At 45.7% G+C, this 26077-nt stretch carries 22 protein-coding genes; 11 read left to right on the forward strand and 11 right to left on the reverse strand.

Annotated elements, in window-relative coordinates; all coding sequences use genetic code 11:
- Position 1 precedes the first annotated feature (1 nt).
- From R2S67_RS12380 to R2S67_RS12405, 6 genes are all read right to left on the reverse strand, one after another.
- Entirely contained in the window at positions 2-1726 is a 1725-nt protein-coding gene (locus R2S67_RS12380; protein ID WP_005392255.1) for an acetolactate synthase 3 large subunit, read from the reverse strand.
- Between the two features lie 448 nt (positions 1727-2174).
- Positions 2175-3983 (reverse strand): AMP-dependent synthetase/ligase, encoded by a 1809-nt coding sequence (locus tag R2S67_RS12385; protein ID WP_046874025.1) that lies wholly within the window; start codon positions 3981-3983, stop codon positions 2175-2177.
- A gap of 294 nt (positions 3984-4277) precedes the next feature.
- Positions 4278-5237: a LysR family transcriptional regulator CalR gene (gene calR / locus R2S67_RS12390; RefSeq protein ID WP_005379693.1), complete on the reverse strand. Its 960-nt coding sequence runs from the start codon at positions 5235-5237 to the stop codon at positions 4278-4280.
- A gap of 556 nt (positions 5238-5793) precedes the next feature.
- Positions 5794-6840: an MJ1255/VC2487 family glycosyltransferase gene (locus R2S67_RS12395; protein ID WP_005392259.1), complete on the reverse strand. Its 1047-nt coding sequence runs from the start codon at positions 6838-6840 to the stop codon at positions 5794-5796.
- Between the two features lie 3 nt (positions 6841-6843).
- On the reverse strand, positions 6844-7392 hold the full coding sequence (locus tag R2S67_RS12400; protein WP_005379690.1) for a phosphatase PAP2 family protein: 549 nt from the start codon (positions 7390-7392) through the stop codon (positions 6844-6846).
- Positions 7393-7544: 152 nt separating this feature from the next.
- On the reverse strand, positions 7545-8342 hold the full coding sequence (locus R2S67_RS12405) for an SH3 domain-containing protein (protein WP_047009047.1): 798 nt from the start codon (positions 8340-8342) through the stop codon (positions 7545-7547).
- A 514-nt stretch (positions 8343-8856) separates the two neighbouring features.
- Here R2S67_RS12405 and leuA point away from each other — a divergent pair.
- The 5 genes from leuA to R2S67_RS12430 all read left to right on the forward strand — a co-directional run bounded on the left by leuA (position 8857) and on the right by R2S67_RS12430 (position 14591).
- Positions 8857-10404 (forward strand): 2-isopropylmalate synthase, encoded by a 1548-nt coding sequence (gene leuA / locus R2S67_RS12410; protein ID WP_006742733.1) that lies wholly within the window; start codon positions 8857-8859, stop codon positions 10402-10404.
- An 82-nt stretch (positions 10405-10486) separates the two neighbouring features.
- On the forward strand, positions 10487-11578 hold the full coding sequence (leuB, locus tag R2S67_RS12415) for a 3-isopropylmalate dehydrogenase (protein WP_005392269.1): 1092 nt from the start codon (positions 10487-10489) through the stop codon (positions 11576-11578).
- Positions 11579-11659: 81 nt separating this feature from the next.
- Complete coding sequence (gene leuC / locus R2S67_RS12420) at positions 11660-13060, forward strand: 3-isopropylmalate dehydratase large subunit (RefSeq protein WP_005392271.1); 1401 nt, start codon at positions 11660-11662, stop codon at positions 13058-13060.
- Positions 13061-13071: 11 nt separating this feature from the next.
- Entirely contained in the window at positions 13072-13674 is a 603-nt protein-coding gene (gene leuD / locus R2S67_RS12425) for a 3-isopropylmalate dehydratase small subunit (RefSeq protein WP_256899670.1), read from the forward strand.
- A gap of 134 nt (positions 13675-13808) precedes the next feature.
- The gene (locus R2S67_RS12430) at positions 13809-14591 is read left to right on the forward strand and encodes a DUF547 domain-containing protein (RefSeq protein WP_317344684.1); all 783 of its coding nucleotides are present in this window, start codon (positions 13809-13811) and stop codon (positions 14589-14591) included.
- Positions 14592-14691: 100 nt separating this feature from the next.
- Here R2S67_RS12430 and djlA read toward each other — a convergent pair whose 3' ends face one another.
- Positions 14692-15546, reverse strand: a complete 855-nt coding sequence (gene djlA, locus R2S67_RS12435) for a co-chaperone DjlA (RefSeq protein ID WP_005383076.1) — start codon at positions 15544-15546, stop codon at positions 14692-14694.
- Positions 15547-15812: 266 nt separating this feature from the next.
- Here djlA and lptD point away from each other — a divergent pair, with 266 nt between their 5' ends.
- The 6 genes from lptD (at position 15813) to R2S67_RS12465 (ending at position 22574) form a co-directional block, all read left to right on the forward strand.
- Positions 15813-18158, forward strand: coding sequence for an LPS assembly protein LptD (gene lptD, locus R2S67_RS12440; RefSeq protein WP_006742729.1), 2346 nt, complete (start codon positions 15813-15815; stop codon positions 18156-18158).
- 60 nt (positions 18159-18218) lie between these two features.
- Positions 18219-19502: a peptidylprolyl isomerase SurA gene (gene surA, locus R2S67_RS12445; RefSeq protein ID WP_317344686.1), complete on the forward strand. Its 1284-nt coding sequence runs from the start codon at positions 18219-18221 to the stop codon at positions 19500-19502.
- Entirely contained in the window at positions 19492-20490 is a 999-nt protein-coding gene (gene pdxA, locus R2S67_RS12450; protein WP_005383085.1) for a 4-hydroxythreonine-4-phosphate dehydrogenase PdxA, read from the forward strand. Before surA ends, pdxA begins: the two co-directional genes overlap by 11 nt.
- Positions 20487-21296: a 16S rRNA (adenine(1518)-N(6)/adenine(1519)-N(6))-dimethyltransferase RsmA gene (rsmA, locus tag R2S67_RS12455; protein WP_005379669.1), complete on the forward strand. Its 810-nt coding sequence runs from the start codon at positions 20487-20489 to the stop codon at positions 21294-21296. The genes pdxA and rsmA overlap by 4 nt, the downstream gene beginning before the upstream one ends.
- 75 nt (positions 21297-21371) lie before the next feature.
- Positions 21372-21752 carry a Co2+/Mg2+ efflux protein ApaG gene (gene apaG, locus R2S67_RS12460; RefSeq protein ID WP_005379668.1) on the forward strand — a complete coding sequence of 127 codons (381 nt, stop codon included), beginning with the start codon at positions 21372-21374 and terminating at the stop codon, positions 21750-21752.
- A 15-nt stretch (positions 21753-21767) separates the two neighbouring features.
- The gene (locus R2S67_RS12465) at positions 21768-22574 is read left to right on the forward strand and encodes a symmetrical bis(5'-nucleosyl)-tetraphosphatase (protein ID WP_317344690.1); all 807 of its coding nucleotides are present in this window, start codon (positions 21768-21770) and stop codon (positions 22572-22574) included.
- Between the two features lie 268 nt (positions 22575-22842).
- Here R2S67_RS12465 and folA read toward each other — a convergent pair whose 3' ends face one another.
- From folA to cgtA, 4 genes are all read right to left on the reverse strand, one after another.
- Positions 22843-23322, reverse strand: coding sequence for a type 3 dihydrofolate reductase (folA, locus tag R2S67_RS12470; RefSeq protein WP_005392293.1), 480 nt, complete (start codon positions 23320-23322; stop codon positions 22843-22845).
- 9 nt (positions 23323-23331) lie between these two features.
- Entirely contained in the window at positions 23332-23805 is a 474-nt protein-coding gene (locus R2S67_RS12475) for a threonine/serine exporter family protein (protein WP_005392295.1), read from the reverse strand.
- Positions 23805-24605 (reverse strand): threonine/serine exporter family protein, encoded by an 801-nt coding sequence (locus R2S67_RS12480; protein ID WP_150916207.1) that lies wholly within the window; start codon positions 24603-24605, stop codon positions 23805-23807. The genes R2S67_RS12475 and R2S67_RS12480 overlap by 1 nt, the downstream gene beginning before the upstream one ends.
- 195 nt (positions 24606-24800) lie before the next feature.
- Positions 24801-25976, reverse strand: a complete 1176-nt coding sequence (gene cgtA, locus R2S67_RS12485) for an Obg family GTPase CgtA (RefSeq protein WP_005383091.1) — start codon at positions 25974-25976, stop codon at positions 24801-24803.
- Positions 25977-26077 lie beyond the last annotated feature (101 nt).

Raw genomic sequence — 26077 nt, forward strand, 5'->3', positions numbered from 1 at the left:
ATTAAGTTCTCTCCGTTTTGCTTAGCCACATTTTATCCATACCCTCACCTTTAATTTGCATCGGGTATACGTGTTCGGTTTCGTCTACGTTGATGTCCACAAACACCAGACGATCTTTCATATCCAACGCTTTTTGTAGCCCTTCTTCGAGCTGATCAGGCGTTTCGATACGAATACCGACGTGACCATAAGCTTCTGCAATCGCTGCAAAATCAGGAACAGAACTCATGTAAGAATTAGAGTGACGACCTTGATAAATAATGTCTTGCCATTGTTTTACCATGCCTAGGAATCGGTTGTTCAGGTTGATGATCTTCACTGGAATATCGTATTGCATGGCTGTCGAAAGCTCTTGGATATTCATTTGAATACTGCCATCGCCCGTAACAACCACGACTTCTTCTTGTGGCATGGCAAACTTAACACCCATACCAGCCGGAAGGCCAAATCCCATAGTGCCCAATCCACCCGAGTTGATCCAACGGCGTGGTTTGTTAAATGGGTAGTAAAGTGCTGCAAACATCTGGTGCTGACCCACATCAGAAGCAACATACGCATCACCATTGGTCAGCTTGTGCAAGGTTTCAATCACTTGCTGTGGCTTAATTCGCTCTGGTGACTTCTCATAAGCCAAACAGTTGCGGTCACGCCACACCTGAATGTCATCCCACCATGCGGTGATGGCATCTTCATCGTTCCCACCTTCTTGCTCTGCCAGCAGGCCAAGCATGGTTGTGAGTACTTTTTCCGCAGAGCCTACGATAGGTAAATCCACCTTCACGTTTTTCGATATCGATGATGGATCGATATCAATATGCATGACTTTTGCGTTTGGGCAGTATTTTTCAAGGTTGTTCGTCGTGCGATCATCAAAACGCACACCGATACCAAAAATAAGATCCGCTTCATGCATCGCCATATTGGCTTCGTAAGTACCGTGCATACCCAGCATGCCCAGTGAGTTTTTGTGCGTCCCAGGAAATGCGCCTAGTCCCATCAACGTACTGACTACTGGAAGGTTCAGCTTGTCGGAGAGCTCTAAAATATGTTCATGAGCGCCAGAAATCACAGCACCACCACCGATATAAAGCACTGGTTTTTTCGCTTCTAATAGCGATTTAAGCGCTTTTTTAATCTGGCCTTTATGACCCGACGTCGTCGGCTTGTAAGAACGCATTGAAAGCGTTTCTGGGTATTGGTAAGGCAGTTTGATTTGCGGATTCATTACATCTTTCGGCAAGTCAATCACTACTGGACCAGGTCGACCTGTGGTCGCGATATAAAACGCTTTCTTGATCGTTTCAGGAATATCTTCCGCTTTTTTCACTAAAAAGCTGTGTTTGACCACTGGGCGAGAGACACCAACGATGTCACATTCTTGGAAAGCATCATTACCAATTAGGCTATTAGGTACGTTACCCGAGATAACGATCATAGGGATGGAGTCCATATAAGCCGTGGCAATACCAGTAATGGTATTGGTCGCGCCCGGACCTGAACATACCAGTACGACACCCGGTTTACCGGTAGCGCGAGCGTAACCATCTGCCATATGAGTGGCGGCTTGCTCATGTCTTACAAGTACGTGTTTGATTTGATCGGTTTTGGCATGCAATGCATCGTAGATATCCAAAACGGAGCCACCTGGGTAGCCAAAGATCTGCTCTACGTGCTCTTCTATCAGAGATTGAACCACCATCTCTGCGCCTGACAACATTGCTGTCATAATTGCTCTCCTTAGCCAGTTTCCTCACCGTAAGGTCAACGGATTGGTCTGGTTTTACATAGTCTAGGTCTTATTCGTAGCCTAATCGAAATACTTCCACGTTTTCGGCTATGTCTTGCGTTCGTCATAACATCCCGCAAGGTTACCCAACAAATGTAACGTTTTATTATCAACGGGTCTAATGAGAGATTGGTCTACTTTTTAAACAAGATGCTAGTAATTAGAATGTTAGTAGGAATAGCAGCCACACATACCTTATTTCACAGTACAACCTAAAAATTTAACGTTCAAAAAAAGAACATTATTTCAGAACCTTTTAAGTATAGGGTGCTAAATAGCTGTATTTGGTGAGCAAAATAGAAAGAATCAACACAAACAAAAATCCCCAGTAATGCGCAATAACATCACTGGGGATTTTTCATCAATATAAAATCTAAGTCAGCTTAAGTTACTTTTTCTCTGACTTTTCCTTATACATTTCTTCAATTTCATCTTGGTATTTGTCATTGATGACTTTACGACGCAGTTTTTGAGTTGGCGTTAACTCACCATCATCCATAGAGAAAGCTCTTGGTAACAGTTTAAACTTCTTCACCTGTTCAAACTTTGCCAACTCTTTTTGGAGATCGTTAACACGCTTCTCAAGCATTTCGACCACTTGGTGGTGCTTAATCAATTCAACACGATCGTGATACTTGATATTCAGCTCTTTCGCATACTCTTCAAGAGAATCAAAACACGGCACAATCAGTGCCGAGACAAACTTACGCGTGTCCGCGATAACCGCGATTTGCTCGATGAAGTGGTCTTTACCTATCGCACCTTCAATCATTTGTGGAGCGATGTATTTACCACCTGAAGTTTTCATCAACTCTTTGATGCGATCAGTGATGAACAGGTTGCCATTTTCATCAATATAACCCGCATCGCCAGTTTTTAGGAAACCGTGCTCATCAAAGGTCTTTTCGGTCTCTTCTGGCATTTTGTAATAGCCACGCATCACCATTGGACCACGCACCAGAATCTCGTTGTTCTCACCGATCTTCACTTGCGCGCCAGGCATCGACATACCAATAGAGTCTGGGTTAAAACACTTATCATCCCAACACGATACTGTCGCCGTGGTTTCAGTCATGCCGTAACCTAACTTCACATTGATACCAATCGCGTGGAAGAATCGGCCTATGGTTTCATCTAACTTTGCACCGCCACACGGCATAAAGTTGATTTGTCCACCAAGTAACGCACGCAGCTTGCTCAGAACCAATTTATCCGCCAGGGCATATGACTTGCGCAGCATGAGCGATGGCTGACGTTTTTCTTGATGACAAGCGGCCATTTTTGCGCCCATGTTCACAGCCCAAGTAAACATGATCTTGCGATGAATTGGCGCGCGAGACACTTTTTCGTGAATCGCAGAGAAGATCTTCTCATAGAAACGCGGCACGGCACACATCACGGTAGGTTGCACTTGGCTCAGTGCATCACGTACCTGCATGGTGTCTTGCAAATAGCAGTTGGTTGCCCCTTTGTACAACACATAAAAGGTCCAAGCGCGTTCAAATACGTGTGACAGCGGAAGGAAACACAGTGACACATCACTTTGAGAAAGGCTCAAACGTTGATCGTGCCCTTCCAATTGCGCCGCAATGTTTGCGTAGTCCAACATGACACCCTTTGGTTGGCCTGTGGTACCTGAGGTGTAGATCAGCGTGAGTAGATCATCTTCCTTTGCTTGCTCTAAACGTGCGTCTAATTCAACTTGGTATGTAGTATCGCCTTTGGCGACAAATGCTTGCCAAGAGATAACGAAATCATGCTCGCCAAGTTCGATATCATCAGACATGGCAACAATGAGCTCTAACTGCTCGCACTGGTCGAAAATGCTCACTGCTGCGTCAAATTGTGGCTGCTCACCAACAAACAGCACTTTGACGTCTGCGTTGTCAATGATGTACGCCGACTGAGCGGCGGTATTGGTTGGGTAAATAGGTACTGTTACGCCGCGTAGTTGTAGCGCTGCAATATCAGCAATCGTCCATTGCGGCATGTTGTTCGAGAAAATGCCGATTTTATCTTGGACTCCTAATCCCTGAGCCAAAAGTGCAAGTGATAAAGCATCAACTTGCTGACCAAATTGCGTCCACGTAATACCTTGCCATTCCTCACCCACTTTATGCTTGAGTGCAACGCGCGTACCACCGTTCGCAATTTGTTCACGAATACGTTTAACGATATGAAAATCTAACTTGGCCATTCTTTTACTTACCTTTTGGCTTACAGGCGTAAGCTAATTGAGCGAACAAGTGTACTCACGGCTTGCTAAAACGCAACTGACCAGTATCAAACTTATCACTAATAAGAGACAACTATCACTTATACGTCGCGAACATACCCAAAACTGCTGAATGATTACTCTATTTAACTTACTGTTTCGATTGTTGATTGCTAAAACAAAAAGCCCCGAGAGACAAAAATCTCTCGGGGACCAATGAATTGTAAAAATTGATGATTACCAATATGGTCTTAACAGATAAGACCAAACGTCATCTTATTTTGCGGCAACCACTTCACCACAAGTGATCATCAGTTGATCGCGCAGCCAAATGTGGCCTTTATCTTTTTCACTTGATTCATGCCAGCTTAAGAAGCCGCTGATTTCCTTGTTTGCAAATGGGAAGTCTAGAATTTGCAGCTGATCGCTGTTTACCGCATTTTCTGCCATCCAACGTGGCGCGATAGTCACAAGCTCAGATTGACCCACCACATATAGTAGGTTGCTTAGACTAGAGCCTTCGTACGCGGCTTGGCAATCCAGTTCACGATATGCTTGTTCTGAGAAGCTGCGTTGACCGTGCACTTTCGATAACTTCGCATGTTTTTCGTTAAGCAGTTGCTCGGCCGTTACACCACCTTGAATGCGTGGGTGTGTTTTTGACGCGATAACCACTAATTCATCTTTGAAGATTTCAGTACTTGAGAAACCTTGCTCATCAAAGCGAGCATAATCGATCACGAAATCAATTTCTTGATAGCGCATACGCTCAGACAACAGACGGTCAAATTCTGCATCTAGGTGAAGCTGAACGTTTGGTGCTTGTTGATTCACTTTTGCCATGATCTTCGGAGCAAAACGCATGTCACAAGGACTGCAAATCGCCAGCTTAAATAAGCGAGTCGAAGATTCTGGTTGGAATACGGAGCTAGGAAGTTCATTACGAATCAGCTGTAATGCTTGGCGAATTGGACCAAACAATTGACGAGCACGTTGCGTTGGCTGAATACCACGGCCCTGACGCATAAACAGCTCGTCGTTAAACATCACTTTTAGGCGTGCCACGGCATTACTTACTGCCGGCTGAGACATGCCTAAGTTATGTGCTGCACGAGTAATATTTTGCTCTTGCATCACAGCATCAAATACAGTCAGTAGGTTTAAATCTACACCACGCAAAGTGCTTTCCATACGGTAGCTAGCAATTGCGCTCATCGCATCTTTCTTCTCTAACATTGAGTGCGCCTCTTTTGTAATCGTCAACTTTGTTCATTAAATTCATAACGAATAGAATCCCATCTCGCACAAAAGACGGCGGCTGGATTCGAATCATTTTACGAATAGATAACCTAACTTTTTATTATATTTGCTGTCCGGATACTTCCGGCTCGAACTGTACTATCAACTAATCGATTGCGGTTTCGCAACTAGATTGATATTTAATCAGTAAATTTTAGCCGATTAGGTATTTACCCTTTAAATAACAATAACTTGATAAAAACATAAAAAACTATAAAACACGTAAAAGCGCATTCTTTGAGGAAGTATTTAGCAAATTGATGAGACGGATGGTCACCACACACATGCATTTATCCTAGTTATTAGTCGAGGGCAAACCAACAGATGACGACTATATCTCTGAGTGAAATTTGCACTTATCAGTCAAATTATCAGCAAATACACATTGAATAGAAATGAAAGAGAAAGAATAAAAATGCAGCCTTCTAGATTGAAAGGCTGCAACAAAATCGTGTCAAAAATAGGAAGGAACAATGTACTTAGAACAACGTACTTAAATGTTCGACACGTAACTTGGGAAATCAACTTGCTCCCACAACTGTTTGGATAACTCCGCTTGTGAATCCCACGCGCCTTGTAATACCCAATGAACAATGGCCTGAGCAACGTCTGGATATTTCACACTTTCGGCTTGCTGCTCCTTTAGCCACTGGCGTACTGCGGAAATGTCTAAGCTCTCCATCGACATCGCAAGTCCTAAGTCTTCTAAGGTCGCGACATTGCTTTGTTGCTCAAACTGACCTGCGAGTGGCTTAAGCAATAATTTTTTCCCTAGAGACAGAGCTTCCGAAGGGAGCTCGAATCCACCATTGGCAATGACACCACTACACCGATGCAAATGATGCTGAAAGTTGCTGTGGCATAAAGGGCGTAATTCTATGTTTTCCACCTGCTCACATTCGATCACATCGGGGTGATAACAGATGAACGCTTGCTGGTTAAAATGGAACAGTAAATCCGAGATGTCTTCAATGGATTCGAACGGTAGGTAAACCAAAACAAAATCGTCATTTTCTGCTTGGCTATCGACGGTATGTACAATTGGCGGCAACAAAGGCTGGTCAAAATGATGCCAATGCAAACCGAGGTGGTGTTGAGAAGGCGCAAAGTATTCAATGACGGATTTGTCTAACCAACTCGCTCCCTTTAACGGCACTGGATAACGGAAAGCATTTTGGTGACTGATACCAATCGACGGCTTATTTTGTTGTTTTGCCGCCCATGCCGTAACAGGCTCGAAATCATTGAGCACGAGATCATAGGACGACAAATCAAGCTGTTTAACTTCTTTGCAAAATTGCACTAAATTGTTACTCAATGCTGTTTTCGCATAGTTCACTGAACCTTTTTCAGTGATAAAGGTGAAGCCTCGGCGAGTCTGATAATCGCCAAACGCTTCCATTGAAAAGTACTTTTCAGGCGCTCGTCCAGAAAACAAAAAATCGACCTCAACATCGTGCTCTTTAAACGCATGACTCATCGCCCTCGCACGCGCAATATGTCCGTTTCCTGTCCCTTGAACACCGTATAAGATTTTCATCAATTAGCCTCCCAGCATCGCAATCGCTAACCCACCACATAGGCTACCTAGCAGCGCACCAATGATGACATCGGTAAAAAAGTGCACCCCCAATAAGATTCGCGCGGTTCCGATTAAACTTGCCCAAAAGAATGCAGCAACGCCTAGGCTCGGATAGAAATGATCAATCAGCGTCGCCATGACAAACGCAGCGGCAGTGTGTCCTGAAGGAAGACTGTAGCGATCAGATGGGGTAATAAAAGCAGGAAGGAGTGCACTGAGTTCTTCAGGGCGACGACGCTTAAAACTGTTTTTCAGCGTCCAATAAATTGGCAACTCGATGGCAAAAGCAAGTAAACCCGCCAGTAAAAACCAGACTCCCTGCTCTTTATCTAAATACCAAGCTAATAAACCTAGCACCAAGTACAGATGTCCGTCACCACTGTGGGAGACTCCTTTACTGATGTTGGCAACTTGCTGATTAAAACGGTGCTTAAGACAAACACTAGAGAGCGCTAAATCAAACTTAGCAATGGTTGCAATTGGCTGTGTAATTGTCTCTATGGTTCGCATGTGGCCTTTCCTTACTTTGACAACGCCGTTGTGTGAAAAGTAGGAGGTTTAGGTGACAACTGCATGACGGGAGTTTGGACAATTAATGACAAATGCCAAATTAGAGTGTGCCCAATAATCTATCTATTGAGCACAATCATAGGAGAGAGCTATTAAGAAGGGTTTGCTTGCTGCGGTTGAGGCGTATCGATGTACCAGACCTTTCTCTTCTTACGACAGGCGCGCAAAGAGCCCATCGTCATGTCGCCATCTTTTGTTAGCTCGTAGCTAAGGGAGCGGCAAGTGTAATTTCCTGACAGTTCATGCTCGATGCCCGTTTGCTCAGTTGTGCTCGAAGCAGACTCTAAAAGAGGATTAGGCTGTGTCGATAGAATGTCACGATTTACCACATTGCTGCGCGCATAATCCTTATGGACATAACCTTTTATCACGCCTTTCTGTTCAACGAGAAACCAAGGTTGATCCACCACTTTTGCCAACACATTAAAAACTTCCCCTTTCGATAACACGCCAAGCTTTTCTCCTTCTAGGCTCGGCTTGGATCGCAGGTTTAATGTGGTCTTAGAGCGATAGGAGACATCCATAAACTCAACGGGGTTTGAGGTATCCACACCGTCAGCTGTTGGTCGGAAGACTTCCGCTTGTTGTTTCTCACTAGGTTGCACTCGGATCTTCCACCACGAATAGGTTTCCGGATCTTTGCCTTTAAATTTATCTCGACTGTCCGACTCAAGAGCAACGAGCATTTGATTCAAAAACGACTCACGTCCCTCGTAGCTCAAGAATCGATCCATTTGATCATTAATCACCATGACACTCTGAGAGTGATCATTAATAGCAACAGGGGAAATCTCTGCCATATAGGTTTGAGATTGAAACAGCTGACAACCCGATAAGCTGACCAGAGTAAATACTGCGGCTGAACGTCCAAATTGTTTTGCTAACCTCATTATTCCTTAACCCTTCTTTTTACCTAGTGCAACTGCACTACTATAAATGGTCATTCAAAACTTTTGCCAAACAATTCGGGCCTTTGTGTGACAAGTCGCAATCCCAATGTTTGTTTTGGTAATGAAACGTCGCAAACTTGATGAGAACTTGCCTCTTCTAGCACGTTTCTATCGCACCATGCTGTTTCACTTAGCGCATCATTTTTCTCGAGCAAATGAAAAGACTCATCCGATATGAATAAAAAATCGACTTTAGGGTTGACGCGCTCCATGGAGTGCGGTACTAATTTGTTAACTTAATTATGTGGAAAGCTTAACAACTATGTCAGCTCATTTTTCTATTCTGCTTAGCCTCCTCCTGATCGTGACCAGTTCGCGCGGGTAGGCTGTGGAAGAAAAATAACCACACCAATTTCTAAGAACCCGCATGAGAATGCGGGTTTTTTTATATCTAAATACTGGAAGTAAACGATTAACTTGCACGTAAAGTGCAGAAATCAGGAAGGAAGCAAACATGAACGATCAGGTAATTATATTCGACACCACATTGCGTGATGGCGAGCAAGCGTTGTCAGCAAGCTTGACGGTTAAAGAAAAACTGCAAATTGCCTATGCGCTGGAAAGACTCGGCGTTGATGTTATCGAAGCTGGCTTCCCAATCTCTTCACCTGGTGATTTCGAGTCGGTACAAACCATTGCAAAAAACATCAAAAACAGTCGAGTTTGTGCCCTTTCGCGTGCCGTTGCGAAAGATATTGATGCCGCCGCTGAAGCATTAAAAGTGGCCGACCAATTCCGTATTCACACGTTTTTAGCCACTTCCACCATTCACGTAGAAGACAAACTACGCCGCAGCTACGACGATGTACTAGAAATGGCAGTCAACGCCGTTAAACATGCGCGTAACTACACCGATGATGTCGAGTTTTCTTGTGAAGATGCAGGGCGTACTCCTATCGACAACCTATGTCGCATGGTAGAAGCTGCCATCAATGCAGGTGCGAGCACAATCAACATTCCAGATACCGTTGGCTACACAGTACCAAGCGAGTTTGGTGGCATTATTCAAACCCTTTTCAACCGCGTTCCAAACATTGATAAAGCGATCATCTCCGTTCACTGTCACGACGACTTGGGGATGTCAGTTGCCAACTCTATTGCCGCCGTTCAAGCCGGCGCGCGTCAGATAGAAGGCACCATCAATGGCATTGGTGAGCGAGCGGGAAACTGTTCACTTGAAGAGATCGCAATGATCATCAAGACGCGTCAAGAGTTCTTGGGCGTTCACACTGGCATTAAACATGATGAAATTCACCGCACCAGTAAATTGGTGAGCCAGTTATGCAACATGCCAATTCAGAGCAACAAAGCGATTGTGGGCGCGAATGCCTTTAGCCACTCTTCAGGTATCCACCAGGATGGCATGTTAAAGAATAAGAATACCTACGAAATCATGACCCCTGAGTCGATTGGCCTTAAAAACCAAGCACTAAACCTAACCAGCCGTAGTGGTCGCGCAGCCGTGAAGAGCCACATGGACACCATGGGATACAACGAGGACGAGTACAACCTAGACGCTCTATACGCGGACTTCTTGAAACTTGCCGACCGCAAAGGCCAAGTGTTCGATTACGATCTAGAGGCCCTAATGCACTTCTCGAACCTGCGTGAAGAAGATGACTTCTACAAACTGAACTACCTAAGCGTGCAATCGGGCAGCGTAATGGCCACCACCAGCATCAAAATGCAATGTGGCGATGAAGAAATGTGTGAAGCGGCAGTCGGTAATGGCCCAGTTGATGCGCTATACCAATGTATCTACCGCGTGACAGGCTACGACATCGTACTGGATAAATTCGACCTAACCGCGAAAGGCGAAGGTGAAGATGGTTTGGGTCAAGCTGACATCATTGCCAACTACAAAGGTCGTAAATACCACGGTACGGGCGTTTCCACCGATATCGTTGAAGCTTCCGGCCAAGCACTATTGCACGTTATTAATAGCATCCACCGTGCAGACAAAATCGAAGAAATGAAGCAGAAAAAGATTGCGACTGTGTAATAACAACCGAGCTACATGGCTCAGGAAAGAACACGCTCGTTGAAATAATTAAGCTCAAAATTAGAAAACTTAAAGGATTAACATGACAGACAAATCATACAAAATTGCCGTCCTACCCGGTGACGGCATCGGCCCGGAAGTAATGGCGCAAGCACACAAGGTATTGGATGCTATCGAAAAGAAGCACGGTATTGCGTTTGAGCGTGACGAACATGATGTAGGCGGCATCGCGATCGATAATCATGGCAGCCCACTTCCAGAAAGCACCGTAAAAGCGTGTGAAGAGTCTGATGCAGTACTATTTGGCTCGGTTGGCGGCCCGAAGTGGGAGCACTTGCCACCCAACGACCAACCAGAACGTGGCGCCCTACTTCCGCTACGTAAACACTTCCAACTGTTTTGTAACCTACGCCCAGCGCAAATCCACGCAGGCCTGGAAGCTTTCTCACCACTTCGTGCTGACATCTCAGGCCGTGGCTTTGACATCGTGGTGGTCCGTGAACTGACTGGTGGTATCTATTTCGGCCAACCGAAAGGTCGTGAAGGTGAAGGCGCAACAGAAAAAGCATTTGATACTGAGGTATACCACCGCTTTGAGATCGAACGTATTGCAAAAATCGCTTTTGAGTCTGCTCGTCTACGCCGTAAGAAAGTGTGCTCTATCGACAAAGCGAACGTTCTACAAAGCTCTATCTTATGGCGTGAAGTAGTCGAAGAAATCGCAAAAGATTACCCAGATGTCGAGCTATCACACATGTACATCGACAACGCAACCATGCAGCTTATCAAAGACCCAGCACAGTTCGACGTAATGCTGTGTTCGAACATCTTCGGCGACATCATTTCTGATGAGTGCGCGATGATCACTGGCTCAATGGGTATGCTGCCTTCAGCAAGCCTTAACGAAAGTAAGTTCGGTCTGTACGAGCCAGCAGGCGGCAGCGCACCAGATATCGCAGGTAAGAACATCGCCAACCCAGTAGCGCAAATCCTATCGGCAGCACTGATGCTACGTTATAGCCTTGGCGAAGAAGCCGCAGCACAAGATATTGAAACAGCGGTGTCGAAAGCACTTTCAGCGGGTGAGCTAACGGGCGACCTTGCAGGCGACAACCCGGCACTCTCGACATCTGAAATGGGCGATAAGATTGCTGAGTACATTTTGAACGCATAAATAGACTGAATTTATAAATATAACTGTCGTTCGCAGTCTACAACACGGTTGTGATAACAAGGACGACGAGGAAAGGAAGCAATGGGCAAAACACTATACGAAAAAGTCTACGACGCACACGTTGCCGTCGCAGCAGAAGGGGAAAACCCTATCTTGTACATCGACCGTCACTTGGTACATGAAGTGACCTCTCCGCAGGCTTTTGATGGCTTGCGTGAAAAAGGTCGTAAAGTGCGTCAGGTCAGCAAAACTTTTGCCACCATGGACCACAACGTTTCGACCACCACCAAAGACATCAACGCATCCGGTGAGATGGCACGTATCCAGATGGAAACGCTATCGAAAAACTGTGAAGAGTTTGGCGTTACGCTTTACGACATCAACCATAAATACCAAGGTATTGTGCACGTTATGGGCCCAGAGCTTGGTATTACCCTACCGGGCATGACGATTGTTTGTGGTGACTCGCACACTGCTACACACGGTGCATTTGGCTCGCTAGCATTTGGTATTGGTACCTCTGAAGTTGAGCACGTATTAGCAACTCAAACGCTAAAACAAGCGCGTGCTAAAACGATGAAGATCGAAGTGAAAGGCAAAGTGGCTCCGGGCATCACGGCGAAAGATATCGTGCTAGCCATCATCGGTGAAACGACAGCAGCAGGCGGTACAGGCTACGTAGTTGAATTCTGTGGTGAAGCGATCACTGACCTTTCAATGGAAGGTCGCATGACCGTATGTAATATGGCGATTGAGTTAGGTGCAAAAGCCGGTTTGATTGCGCCAGATGAAACCACATTCGAATACATCAAAGGCCGTAAGTTCTCACCTCAAGGTGCGGATTTTGATGCCGCTGTAGAATATTGGAAGACATTAAAAACTGACGATGATGCCCTGTTTGATGCTGTCGTAACCCTAAACGCAGCGGATATCAAACCACAAGTCACTTGGGGTACTAACCCAGGCCAAGTTATCGCGGTAGACCAACCAATCCCAGCCCCAGAAAGTTTTGCTGACCCAGTAGAAAAAGCATCAGCAGAAAAAGCATTGGCTTACATGGGTCTAGAAGCAGGCAAGTCATTGTCTGATTACAACGTCGATAAAGTCTTCGTTGGCTCTTGTACTAACTCACGTATCGAAGACATGCGCGCAGCGGCGGAAGTCGCGAAAGGTCGCAAAGTCGCGTCTCACGTTCAAGCGCTTATCGTTCCTGGCTCTGAGCAAGTAAAAGCGCAAGCAGAAGCGGAAGGCTTGGACGTTATCTTTAAAGAAGCGGGCTTTGAGTGGCGCCTACCAGGTTGCTCGATGTGTCTAGCAATGAACAATGACCGTTTGGGTCCACATGAACGTTGTGCATCTACTTCAAACCGTAACTTTGAAGGCCGCCAAGGTCGTGATGGCCGTACCCACCTAGTGAGCCCTGCGATGGCAGCGGCGGCAGCAATTGCTGGTCATTTTGTAGATATTCGTGAACTAGACTAAGGAGCAAACAAATGTCAGGCTTTAAACAACACACAGGCTTAGTTGTTCCTCTAGATGCAGCGAACGTTGATACTGATGCCATCATTCCAAAGCAGTTCCTACAAAAGGTCTCCCGCCTAGGCTTTGGTAAACACTTGTTCCATGACTGGCGCTTCCTAGACGATGCTGGCGAACAACCAAATCCAGAGTTCGTGATGAACGCACCTCGCTACCAAGGCGCGTCTATCTTGCTGGCACGTGAAAACTTCGGTTGTGGCTCATCTCGCGAGCACGCACCGTGGGCACTGGCGGATTACGGCATAAAAGCGATGATCGCACCAAGCTTTGCCGATATCTTTTACGGCAACTCGATCAACAACCAAATGGTGCCAGTTCGTTTGACTGAACAAGAAGTGGATGAGATCTTCCAGTTTGTTGAGGCAAATGAAGGCGCAGAAGTCGAGGTCGATTTAGAAGCGAATGTGGTTCGTGCCAACGGCAAAGAGTACAGCTTTGAAATTGATGAGTTCCGTCGTCACTGCTTACTAAACGGTTTGGACAACATTGGCCTAACCCTTCAGCACGAAGATAAGATTGCTGAGTACGAAGCGAATATCCCAAGCTTCTTAAGCTAATTAAAATCGCAATTTAAACAAAAAAAGGTTGGCTTATGTCAGCCTTTTTTCTTTTATTTTCATTGCCTCAAGAAAGAAACTTCGCCTTATGCAGGTCTACACTATCAATAAGGTTTTAACCCAAAGGTATCTCTATGAAGCGTCTGTTATTACTCTTGTGTGCGCTCGTTTCTTTCTCGACATTTGCCGCACCTAAATCCGATTTATGGCCATATTGGAAGCAATCTAATCAAGCCAATCAAAGTCAAATCTCTCATCAAGATTGGCAACAATTGCTCGATGCTTATTTAGTTGAACAAGGCGACAATACCTTGTTTCGTTACCGCCAAGTCACCTCGGCCGATAAAACGAAGCTGAAACAATACATCCAGCGTTTGGCAAAACTCGACCCTCTACAATACAACCAAGCAGAGCAATACGCCTACTGGGTAAACCTTTACAACGCCATCACTGTAGACTTAATCCTAGATAACTATCCCGTCGAATCCATCACCAAGCTGGGTGGCTTATTTAGCTTTGGTCCTTGGGGAGATGATGTGGTCGTGGTCAACGGGAAGGATCTGACTTTAAACGATATTGAACATCGAATTTTGCGTCCAATTTGGAATGACCCAAGAACGCATTACGCCGTAAATTGTGCAAGTTTGGGATGCCCTAACCTACAAGCTCAAGCATTCACTGCCGAAAACACTGAAGCCTTACTTGAAAGTGCTGCCAAAGCGTTTATTAACAGCAACAAAGGCGTATCCATTCAAGGAAACACGGCGCAGCTGTCTTCCATTTATGATTGGTTTGCAGCGGACTTTGGTGGAGAAAAACAAGTCTTCAACCACATCGCGAAGTACGCGCCACAGTACAAAGACTTCTCTGGAAAAGTGAAGTACGAATACGATTGGAGTTTGAATCAAGCTGACTAATTTATCGCCACCGTTTAGCTTGCAACGCTTTTGGTCACCCGTAACCCAAAAGCTAAAAAGGGCACCAAGTGCCCTTTTTATTTTCTAGATTTTGACAAAATCACTTAAAGCCTTTGACCTTTTTAATCAGATCGTAAGCGTTTTGAATCTCTTGAGATTTTTCTTTCGCTACGTTCATCATCTCTGGTGGTAGACCTTTAGCCATCAATTTGTCTGGGTGGTGCTCGTTCATCAGTTTACGATAAGCACGCTTGACGGTTTTACTGTCGGCATCTGAAGACACATCCAGAATTTTGTACGCGTCAGCCAGTTGATCCGCTTGTGAAGCTTGTTGCCAGCTACCACCAGAAGATTGGCCTTGATGCTGACCATGAAAACCTCCTTGGCTTTGGAAACGGAATGCGGCTTCTTGCATTTGCAAGCGACGCTCTAGCTGCTCAGAAGAGAAACCCAAACCACGTGCTATTTTGTGTAACACATTTCGTTCACTAGGATGAATCGATCCATCTGCAAAGGCCGCCGAGATTTGTAGTTCAAGGAAAAATTGCAACAAGTCAAAGCGGCCTGCTGTCGAAATTTTCACACGAACAAGAACGTCTTCTAACGGAAAGTCACTGTCTTTACCTTCACGAAACGCATCTTGCGCAGCGCGGCGCTGTTCGCCATGCAAATTCATGCGGTCCATCATTGCAGAAGCAAGTTGGATTTCCTCTTTGGTGACTTGGCCTTTCGCTTTTGCCACATGTCCCATTACCGCAAACGCCGCTTTAAAAAATTCTTCTTGGCGCTGAGCTTGGCTCGGCCCTTTTCCAAAGCCGCCAGTAGAGAACCCGGCTTGACTCAAGCGACGTGCTTTATCGAATTGATGGCCAATAAATAAGCCAAAGAGTAAACCTAGCGGCCCGCCAAGTAACAAGCCAAAAAAGGCACCCAGAATTTTGCCAAAAATATGCATTATGTGTTCTCTATCAATGAATTTTTATCGACGACGGCGGTCTTATAGTGCCGGATGCAACGATTTCCTTTATGATAATGGAATTAGTTTTATTTCGGCTAGGCCATTTCGCCTGCTTATCTTTGCAGCTATTTTGTCGTCATTATGCCACAGTGAATCAATACGCTGGGATAAATGCGACTATAGTTGATTCATTTGGCTATTACGCTAGGGTACAACAAGCCCTATAGCCATCGAGTAGTAGTGACACAGGAAAGTTCAATTCAATGCAACATTTCTCCCGCACATGTTTAGCGGCCTCTATCAGCACCGCCTTGTTTGTACCCACCACTCAAGCTGAAGCGAATATCCATGATAGTGTGCAGGAAATGCCCGCCACAGATCAATGTTTGGTCGATACCAGTGGCGAGGAGGACGCTCTTAATACCCCAGTAGTGGTAGAAGCTGACACCCTGCAAGCCATCAATGGTGACAAAGCTCAGTACTCAGGTAATGTACAAGTCACCCAAGGCCAGAAGAAAATCACCGCAGATAGCGTAACGCTGCACCAACAAGATAACGTCGTGGTTGCCGAAGGCAACGTGACTTTCAATGACGGCCAAGTCAAAGCTCGATCTGATCGTGTTACTAATGACATCAACCAAGACACGTTTTCACTGGAGAACACCGATTATCAGTTCCTTTGCCAACAAGGTCGAGGCACAGCAGCATACATCGCGCGTACAGGTCAGTCGGTTTATGAACTCGAAGATGGTTCTATTACATCATGTCCTCAAGGCGACAATTCATGGCGTTTAGTGGCATCAGGTATTGACGTTGACCAAGATGAAGAGACGGCGACGCTGCACCATCCTCGATTTGAAGTGTTAGACGTTCCTGTTTTCTATGTGCCGTATCTAACCATGCCAATTGGAGATACGCGTAAAACGGGTTTCCTCTTCCCTTCTTTATCTTATGGTTCTAGCGATGGTATGGAAGTCGAGGTGCCATTCTATTGGAACATCGCACCTCAATATGACATGACGCTCACCACGCTCTACATGCAGCAGCGCGGAACAAAACTCGATACTGATTTCCGCTACCTAACGGATGGTTGGGGGAATGGTGAAATCAAAGGCGAATACCTCAATAGCGATCGCAAATATCAAGACGAGTCTCGTTGGGGCTACCAAGTTAAACACGACGGTATTATCAATAAACAGTGGATAGTCAAAGTCGATTACTCAAAAGTGAGTGATATTGATTACTTCCTCGATCTCGACTCCGATATTGGTAACCGTGAAGATGGTCAACTGGTTCAAGAAGGACAAGTACAATATCGTTCTGATTTCTGGGATGCCTCGTTAACCGTTCGCGACTTCCAAATCTTATTGAAAGAAGAGAACCGCCCTTATCGCCTGCTTCCTCAGTTAGACTTGAACTACTACACGCCATTGTGGGGAGATTACCTCAACTTTGACGTGAAGAGCCAAGTGAGCCGCTTCGATACGAGCGATGCTGCGCGACCAAATGCGACCCGTGTTCATATTGAACCAGGGCTTACATTGCCGCTTTCAAATTCATGGGCAACGTGGACAACGGAAGCTCGCGTGCTTTCCACGTACTACTCTCAAGACTTAACGGGTCTGACAGATGTAAATTTGCAAAACCAGTTAGATGACGAAGTTTCTCGTGTTATCCCCGAGTTCCGTACGCATGCGCAACTTTACTTAGAGCGAGACACGAGTTGGATCAAGGGCTACACACAAACACTGGAGCCTCAGCTGCAGTACTTGTACGTACCTGAAGAAGATCAAACCAATATCTACAACTACGATACCACCTTGCTACAAACCGACTACTACGGGCTATTCCGCAGTCGTAAGTACAGTGGCATTGATAAAATCGCCTCTGCGAACCAGTTAAGCTACGGTGCAAGTACGCGCTTCTTTGATGATGACTATAAAGAGCGTCTTAACGTTTCATTTGGTCAGATTTACTACTTCGATAAAAAGACCAAACTGAGCAACAGCCCAAATCTTCCGGATGAGACCACCAACTACTCATCATGGGCGATTGAAGCTGATTTCAACTACAACGATTACTTGTTCTATCACGGTGGAATTCAATACGATATCGATTTGAGCTCCATGCAGTTGGCGAACAGTACCTTAGAGTACCAATTTAACGGTGGCTTTATTCAGGGTAACTATCGTTACGTCACGCGTGAATACATCGAAGATACGATCATTCTCGAAAACCTAGACACAATTACTCGTAAAGGCATTTCACAAGCAGGTATTGTAGCGGCCTACGAGTTCAACCCGAACTGGTCTGCAAGTGGTCAATACTACTACGACCTAAATGAAAATGCGGACCTAGAATGGCTAGCGAGCCTGCGTTACCAGTCTGACTGTTGGTACATTGGTGTGACTTACGCCAACCAATTGCTTGGTTGGGAAAACCAAACTATCGGCAGCACTGGCGCATCACCTGAATACGAAAATAACTTTAGCGTTAACTTCGGTATTCAAGGCTTTGCGACCAATCAGCGTGAAGATACTGCAGTCAAAGAACTGGACGGTTCTGACAACGCGATTAAGTACGGCCGCCCATTCTATCTGAACAATTAATCGAAATAGGCGTCTTAAATGAATAAGACGCCTATTCAAAAAATACTGACGGAATTTTAAATGAAAATTTGGAAATCAATCTTATTCACGACCCTACTCTCTTGCGGAGCGGTTGCAGCACCAGTAGAGATCGATAAGGTTGCGGTCATCGTGAACGACGGTGTAATTCTACAAAGCGACATTGAAACAGCGATGAAAACGCTGCAAGCCAACGCACGTCAAAGCGGAAAAAGCTTACCTTCTGCTAGCGTGTTAAAAGAACAAGTAGTTGAAAAGCTGATTATTGATACGTTGCAAGGCCAAGAAGCAGACCGTATCGGTGTACGTATTGACGACAACCGTTTAAACCAAGCGATTGCGGAGATCGCACGTAATAATGAACAATCTGTAGAACAACTCGCCGCTTCTGTAGAAAGTGAAGGCTTGAGTTACCCAGAATTCCGCGAACAAATTCGTAAGGAAATCGCCGCTTCAGAAGCCCGTAATGCACTGGTTCGTCGCCGTATTAATATCCTTCCAGCAGAAGTCGACAGCCTTGCTGAGCAACTATCACAAGAAACCAATGCGACCGTTCAATACAAAATTGGACACATTCAACTACGCTTCTCTGACGACAAAGAAAAGTCTGCTGTAGAAGCAGAAGCAGAAGCGTTGGCGAAAAAGCTGAACGAAGGTGCAGACTTTACGGAGATGGCCTACACCTACTCAAAAGGTCCTAAAGCTTTACAAGGTGGCGACTGGGGTTGGATGCGTAAAGAAGAGATGCCAACCATCTTTGCCGATCAGATCAAAATGCAAAACAAAGGCAGCATCATTGGCCCATTCCGCAGTGGCGTCGGTTTCCACATCCTAAAAATTGAAGATGTAAAAGGCTTAGAAACGGTTGCGGTAACGGAAGTAAATGCGCGTCATATTTTGATTAAACCAACCGTGATTCTGAGTGACGAAGGGGCGAAGAAGCAACTGAATGAGTTTGTACGCCGCATCAAAGCTGGTGAAGCCACTTTCGCTCAATTGGCAACGCAATACAGCCAAGACCCTGGCTCGGCAGCACAAGACGGTGAGCTAGGTTATCAAACGCCAGATCTGTACGTGCCAGAATTTAAACACCAAGTAGAAACTCTGCCTGTTGGCTCAATCAGCGAACCGTTCAAAACCGTTCACGGCTGGCATATCGTTGAAGTGTTGGATCGTCGCCAAGTTGACCGTACTGACTCAGCGATAAAGAATAAGGCTTACCGTATTCTATTTAACCGTAAATTTAATGAAGAAGCGGGCGCATGGATGCAAGAGCTACGCGCAAGTGCGTTTGTTGAAATCGTGGATGACAACAATGACAACTAATACAATTCGTAGAATTGTCGTAACCGCAGGGGAACCTGCGGGTATCGGCCCAGACTTAGTGCTTGCCCTATCGAAAGAAGATTGGGCGCACCAAATTGTCGTCTGTGCCGATAAGAATATGCTGACGGAGCGAGCCAAGCAGCTTGGCATCGAAGTCCAACTGTCTGATTATAATCCAGAAGAAGCACCTAAAGCACAAAAAGCTGGCACGCTTATCGTTGATCATATCCAAATATCGGAACCTGCGGTCGCAGGCGAGCTCAATGAAGCGAATGGCCACTATGTATTAAAAACGCTAGAAAGAGCGGCTTTAGGCTGTATGAATGATGAATTTGATGCTATTGTCACCGGCCCTGTTCATAAGGGGGTGATTAATCGCGCAGGTGTTGCATTCAGTGGTCATACTGAGTTTTTCGCCGAGAAGTCACAAACGCCGCTAGTCGTAATGATGCTAGCAACGGAAGGGCTACGCGTGGCGCTGGTTACAACACATATTCCTTTAGCTTATGTGTCCAAAGCGGTCACCGAAGAGCGATTAGAAAAAATCATCGATATTCTTCATAAAGACCTTGTAGAAAAGTTTGCTATCGCCCAACCAAACATTTACGTTTGCGGGCTTAACCCTCATGCTGGCGAAGATGGCTGCTTAGGTCGTGAAGAGATCGAAACCATCACTCCAACACTGGAAAAGATTCGACAAGAAAAAGGTATCAACCTGATCGGCCCTTTGCCGGCAGATACCATTTTCAATGAAAAATATTTAAATGATGCTGATGCTGTTTTAGGCATGTACCACGACCAAGTGTTGCCAGTATTAAAATACAAAGGCTTTGGTCGTTCAGTAAACATTACTCTTGGTCTACCTTTCATTAGAACATCGGTGGATCACGGTACTGCATTAGATCTGGCAGGGACAGGTCAAGCGGATACAGGGAGTTTCCGAACAGCGCTCACGCATGCGATAGATTTGGTAGAGAAGAAACAATGAGAAATGATGTCCATTTAGGACACAAAGCGCGTAAACGTTTTGGTCAAAACTTCCTGAACGATCCATACATTATTGATGGAATCGTATCAGCTATTAACCCAAAACCAGGTCAAAACCTGGTTGAAATCGGTCCTGGTCTTGGTGCAATTACTGAGCCAGTAGGTCGTGAAGTAGATAAGTTCACAGTTATCGAATTAGACCGCGATCTGGCGGAACGCCTACGTACTCACCCTGAACTGGCGGATAAGTTGACCATCCATGAGGGTGACGCTATGCGATTTGACTTCACTCAATTGGTGAAGCCAAACAACAAGCTACGCATTTTCGGTAACTTGCCGTACAACATCTCTACACCATTGATGTTCCACCTTTTTGAATTCCATAAAGACATTCAAGACATGCACTTTATGCTGCAAAAAGAAGTGGTAAACCGCCTAGCCGCCGGCCCTGGCAGCAAAGCTTACGGCCGTTTAACGGTAATGGCTCAGTACTACTGTAAAGTGGTACCAGTACTGGAAGTGCCGCCAACGGCATTCGTTCCACCACCGAAAGTGGACTCTGCCGTTGTTCGTTTAGTGCCATATGAAGAGCTACCATGCCCTGCGAAAGATCTGCGTTTGCTGGATCGCGTTTGTCGTGAAGGCTTTAACCAACGTCGTAAAACAGTTCGTAACTGCTACAAATCGTTGTTAAGCACAGAAGTACTAGAAGAGCTAGGTGTTAATCCAAGCATGCGTCCAGAGAACCTGACGCTAGAACAATTCGTCGCGATGGCGAACTGGCTTGCGGATAACCCGCAGCACTAAGAACTCAAACGATAAGCCAAACCCTTGCCGGTTTGGCTTATTATTATTGGGATATTACGTTTCTGAGGAGTGCACATGGACGTCATTCAACCTTGCATCAAAATTCAAGTTCACACCAAATACATCGAAGAACAGTCCAATCCTGAGCTACAACGCTACGTTTTCGCCTATATCATCACCATCAAAAACCTTAGCCAACAAACCGTGCAGTTAGTGAGCCGTCGCTGGTTAATCACAGACTCGAATGGCAAGCAAATGACGGTTGAAGGTGATGGTGTGGTGGGTCAACAACCTTTTATTCCAAGCAATGATGAATACACGTACAGTAGCGGAACCGCGTTAGAAACCCCTGTCGGCGTTATGCAAGGGCACTACAAAATGCTGGATGAAAAAGGACAGGAGTTCATCACCGAAATTGAACCCTTTCGTCTTGCTGTTCCAAATGTTTTAAATTAGTAAATTGGAGATTCAGTGGCTACCTATATTGTTGGCGATATTCAAGGCTGTTTTGATGAATTGCAGCGACTACTAGAAGAAGTCTCTTTCTCTGCGAAAAAAGACCAACTTTGGCTCGCTGGTGATTTGGTCGCCAGAGGGCCTAAATCACTAGAAACGTTACGCTTTGTGAAGTCGCTTGGCACAAGCGCAACCGTTGTGCTTGGTAATCACGACCTTCACCTGCTCGCCGTTGCTCACGGGATAAAAAAGGTCAAAGACAAAGATAAAACCGCACCTATTTTCACTGCACCCGATAAAGAAGATCTATTGGCATGGCTAGCTCAGCAACCTCTTATGGCCGAGCATGACGAGTTCGTGATGTGTCACGCTGGGATATCACCGCAGTGGAATCTAAAAACCGCAAGAAAATGTGCCCGCGAAGTTGAACGCATCATCCAAAGTGAAGAGCAGCCTTGGCTCTTAAAAAACATGTACAGTAATCAACCTGATTCCTGGGATGACTCTCTACAGGGTTTGGACCGATACCGTTATATTATCAATGCTTTTACGCGGATGCGCTTTTGTTTCCCCGATGGTCGTTTGGATATGGATTGTAAACTACCACCACAACAAGTTTCCGGTAACGAACTTATTCCATGGTTTGATGTACCTCAGCGCGTTCACCTCAATAAAACGGTGTTATTTGGTCACTGGGCTGCACTACAAGGCCATGTAGACGAAGAGATCATCGGTCTGGATACTGGCTGTGTTTGGGGCGGAAGCCTAACCATGATCCGTTGGGACGATAAGAAAATCTTTACTCAGGATGCGTTAAGTTAAACACTGAATAATAGTCGATAGTCCATCGTAGGGAGAATGCCTGTCACCTAACATCTCCTGTAGAGTCATTCCAGCGAGTCTTAGCGAGACTAGGAATCTAGTATCCGTACGCTGCGGGTAGATAGAGATACCTTTGACAACAAAGTACTCGTATAGAAGATCCTGAATCACGCTCCTCCGTCGCTTTCAGGATGATGGCAGGCCGGGATGGCCGCTCGCTGTTATACGAACGGCATTACCGTATTAACTACGCTGTTTTAATCTCGAATTACTTTTCTAACACAGTAAAGCGCATGTTGTAGGCGTTCTTCTCATCCGCTTGATACGTTTCTGAGTAGGTTTCCTTAAATTGATCTCCCCAGTCTGGGAACTGAGTATCACCATCAATCGCGGCTTCAATGTGTGTTACATACAGTTTATTGGCCATCGGCAGACAAGCTGCGTAAATCGCACCACCACCAATGATCATCACTTCTTCCACGTCACCAGCCACGTCCAAAGCTTGCTCAATCGATGTTACGGTAGTGACGCCTTCGATCTTTAGTGTCTCATCACGGCTGATAACAATATTCAAGCGACCAGGTAAAGGGCGACCAATAGACTCATAGGTTTTGCGTCCCATCACAACAGGCTTGCCCATAGTGCAGCGCTTAAACCAAGCGAAATCGGCGGGAAGATGCCAAGGCATTTGATTGTCTTTGCCAATGATGCGATTGTCGGCCATCGCGGCAATCATACTAATGATCATGTTAGGTCCTTATACAATTGGTCTGCGGCGATAGAATAACAGCCCTGGAACAGCAAGACCAACAGCTAAGCCTGCAATAATAAACATGGCCTTAAGAAAGTTCTCCATACAAGTTGCAACGAGCTCAGGTGAATAACCAATATGGTTGATCTCAACCATGGCTATCATTGCTTTGTAAGCAAACACGCCAGGTACCATCGGGATCAAAGCTGCCACAGTGAACACTTTTGGGTGCGCGAGAAAGCGGCGAGACCAGTATACCCCGATCATCCCAACTAGCGTCGCGGCAAAAAAGGTCGCCCATTCAATGGGAATACCAAACTGCATCATCAAATAACGGCTGCCGTGTCCAATCGCGCCGCCAACAGCGCAATACACTAAAGCTCTTTGTGGCACGTTAAAAACCAGTGCAAATCCAACTGCGGGAATCGCAGCGAAAAACATGTCATTCAGCAGTCCAAGCATCAAATCAAACAAACTCATTAGATTGCCCACCCCCAAATTCCAGTAACGCTCATCGCAGCAACGATGCCCAAACACGTCGCCAACGTCAGTAAGCTGGCCATCACAAACCGGGCAATACCCATGTTAATGTGCCCTTTCAGCATGTCTGCCACCGAGTTAATCAACGGGAAACCCGGTACGAGCATTAATACCGACGATGCCATTGCAACAGTGGGCAGATTGCCGATTTGGTAGATTTCAGCTTGCGCAGAAATTAAGGTCGTGACAAAGGCGGTCGCTGCAAAGTTCAGTAAAGGATTAAAGTGACGATGACCAATTTCTTGGCGAACGATCATGCCACCAGCTGATGCTAAAAAGGTCATAACAAATACCCCCCAATCGCCACCAGCCAGATGACTGAATGCCGCACATGACAAGCCAATCATAAACACCACCAGCCAGCGGTTATAACGCTCTGGACTGATGGCGTTCAGCTTTTTCTGCGCCATGGCTGCATCGAGCAGCCCACGCTCCATCATGATGCAGATACGTTGAATTTGCGTAATAACGCGCATATTAATGCCACGATCGGCACAACTTCGGGTGGTGGTGATGCAGTGTCCATCCATTACCGTCGTTACAACCAGTGCATTGGCAGATAGGGCAACCGCAACTTCATTAACCCCACAAGCAAGGCCAATACGGCGCATAATATCGCTCACCAGAGTACTTTCAGCACCATGAGCGAGTAGCATTTGCCCGGCTTGGGCAACAAGGCGAGAAATAGATCGTTGAGTGGATACCGCCAACTCTCCAGACGGTATGGTTTCTAGAGTCATAAATCAGTCTAATTCCTTTTAGGGTGTTGCTCATTCATACGCGAGAGGTCCAAACTAGCCCTCAAAAATCACGACGTATCGGCTATTGTGCCGTAAATCACACCATCTAAATATGATTTAGATACAAAAAAAGCCGCAATAAATAATTGCGGCTTAATGAATTATAGATAAACAGGCATTATTTGACGGTTCTGATTAGTCACGAACGTAGACAACGTGACCGTCATCTTCTTCATCGTCCCAGTCATCCCAATCGTCGTCATCATCTTCAGTGATAACGTCTTTACCCGCCATCGCATCTTTATGGTAGTCATCCCACATGAAGTTAACTTTATCTTCTTCAGCCACTTCCTCCTCTTCGCGAGGTAGGTTATCCATAAAGTCAGCCAATTTGTAACAAAGCTCTTTAGTACCGTTACGATTGATCGCCGAGATCTTAAAGTACTCGTCTTCCCAGCCTAGTGCGTCTAAGATTTCTTGGATCTTCTCATTCGCTTCTTCTTCAGGCATTAAATCAACTTTGTTGAATACTAACCAGCGTGGCTTGCTTGCCAGTTTTTCACTGTATTGCTCTAGCTCATCAATGATCGTCAGTGCATTTTGCACCGGATCAGACTGATCAATTGGCATAATATCGATCATGTGCAGCAACACTCGGCAACGCTCTAAGTGCTTCAAGAATCGAATACCAAGACCAGCGCCATCTGCTGCACCTTCGATAAGACCTGGAATGTCTGCAACAACAAAGCTTTTCTCTGGTACGACACTCACTACGCCCAAGCTTGGAATCAACGTCGTGAATGGGTAATCAGCGACTTTTGGTTTTGCTGCTGAGACTGCGCGGATAAAGGTTGATTTACCTGCATTAGGTAGACCAAGCATACCAACGTCAGCAAGAAGCAATAGCTCAAGGCGAATTTCACGTACTTCACCTTTTGTGCCTAATGTTCTTTGACGAGGCGCGCGGTTTACTGAAGATTTGAAACGCGTGTTACCTAGACCGTGCCAACCGCCTTTTGCGATCATCACTTTCTTACCGTGTTCAGCAACTTCTGCCACGATTTCATTTGTGTGGATATCCACTGCGCGCGTACCTACAGGTACACGAAGAACGATGTCTTTACCACGTTTACCAGTACAGTTACCGCCGCGGCCATTCTCACCACGCTCCGCTTCGTAGAAGCGCTGGAAACGATAATCAATCAGAGTGTTAAGGTTTTCATCGGCTTGGATATAAACATCACCACCGTCGCCACCATCACCGCCATCAGGGCCACCTTTAGTGATGAATTTTTCACGCCAGAAACTCACAACGCCGCTACCGCCGTCGCCAGCCTGAACTTTTACTACCGCTTCATCTACGAACTTCATCTTTTACTCCGACTACTTCGTGCGTGGATTAAATCTACTTTGTCATCTGACAATTTTAGCAGATGACAGATCTAAGCTCCCAGTCCACAAATAAGGTGGAA

It is taken from the genome of Vibrio sp. T13N (assembly GCF_032970445.1).
Lineage (GTDB): Bacteria > Pseudomonadota > Gammaproteobacteria > Enterobacterales > Vibrionaceae > Vibrio > Vibrio diabolicus.

What these genes read in the sequence shown, in the direction of transcription:
- R2S67_RS12380 (WP_005392255.1), bottom strand. Translation starts at nt 1,726, where the DNA reads ATGACAGCAATGTTGTCAGGCGCAGAGATGGTGGTTCAATCTCTGATA.
- R2S67_RS12385 (WP_046874025.1), bottom strand. Translation starts at nt 3,983, where the DNA reads ATGGCCAAGTTAGATTTTCATATCGTTAAACGTATTCGTGAACAAATT.
- calR (WP_005379693.1), bottom strand. Translation starts at nt 5,237, where the DNA reads ATGTTAGAGAAGAAAGATGCGATGAGCGCAATTGCTAGCTACCGTATG.
- R2S67_RS12395 (WP_005392259.1), bottom strand. Translation starts at nt 6,840, where the DNA reads ATGAAAATCTTATACGGTGTTCAAGGGACAGGAAACGGACATATTGCG.
- R2S67_RS12400 (WP_005379690.1), bottom strand. Translation starts at nt 7,392, where the DNA reads ATGCGAACCATAGAGACAATTACACAGCCAATTGCAACCATTGCTAAG.
- R2S67_RS12405 (WP_047009047.1), bottom strand. Translation starts at nt 8,342, where the DNA reads ATGAGGTTAGCAAAACAATTTGGACGTTCAGCCGCAGTATTTACTCTG.
- leuA (WP_006742733.1), top strand. Translation starts at nt 8,857, where the DNA reads ATGAACGATCAGGTAATTATATTCGACACCACATTGCGTGATGGCGAG.
- leuB (WP_005392269.1), top strand. Translation starts at nt 10,487, where the DNA reads ATGACAGACAAATCATACAAAATTGCCGTCCTACCCGGTGACGGCATC.
- leuC (WP_005392271.1), top strand. Translation starts at nt 11,660, where the DNA reads ATGGGCAAAACACTATACGAAAAAGTCTACGACGCACACGTTGCCGTC.
- leuD (WP_256899670.1), top strand. Translation starts at nt 13,072, where the DNA reads ATGTCAGGCTTTAAACAACACACAGGCTTAGTTGTTCCTCTAGATGCA.
- R2S67_RS12430 (WP_317344684.1), top strand. Translation starts at nt 13,809, where the DNA reads ATGAAGCGTCTGTTATTACTCTTGTGTGCGCTCGTTTCTTTCTCGACA.
- djlA (WP_005383076.1), bottom strand. Translation starts at nt 15,546, where the DNA reads ATGCATATTTTTGGCAAAATTCTGGGTGCCTTTTTTGGCTTGTTACTT.
- lptD (WP_006742729.1), top strand. Translation starts at nt 15,813, where the DNA reads ATGCAACATTTCTCCCGCACATGTTTAGCGGCCTCTATCAGCACCGCC.
- surA (WP_317344686.1), top strand. Translation starts at nt 18,219, where the DNA reads ATGAAAATTTGGAAATCAATCTTATTCACGACCCTACTCTCTTGCGGA.
- pdxA (WP_005383085.1), top strand. Translation starts at nt 19,492, where the DNA reads ATGACAACTAATACAATTCGTAGAATTGTCGTAACCGCAGGGGAACCT.
- rsmA (WP_005379669.1), top strand. Translation starts at nt 20,487, where the DNA reads ATGAGAAATGATGTCCATTTAGGACACAAAGCGCGTAAACGTTTTGGT.
- apaG (WP_005379668.1), top strand. Translation starts at nt 21,372, where the DNA reads ATGGACGTCATTCAACCTTGCATCAAAATTCAAGTTCACACCAAATAC.
- folA (WP_005392293.1), bottom strand. Translation starts at nt 23,322, where the DNA reads ATGATCATTAGTATGATTGCCGCGATGGCCGACAATCGCATCATTGGC.
- R2S67_RS12475 (WP_005392295.1), bottom strand. Translation starts at nt 23,805, where the DNA reads ATGAGTTTGTTTGATTTGATGCTTGGACTGCTGAATGACATGTTTTTC.
- R2S67_RS12480 (WP_150916207.1), bottom strand. Translation starts at nt 24,605, where the DNA reads ATGACTCTAGAAACCATACCGTCTGGAGAGTTGGCGGTATCCACTCAA.
- cgtA (WP_005383091.1), bottom strand. Translation starts at nt 25,976, where the DNA reads ATGAAGTTCGTAGATGAAGCGGTAGTAAAAGTTCAGGCTGGCGACGGC.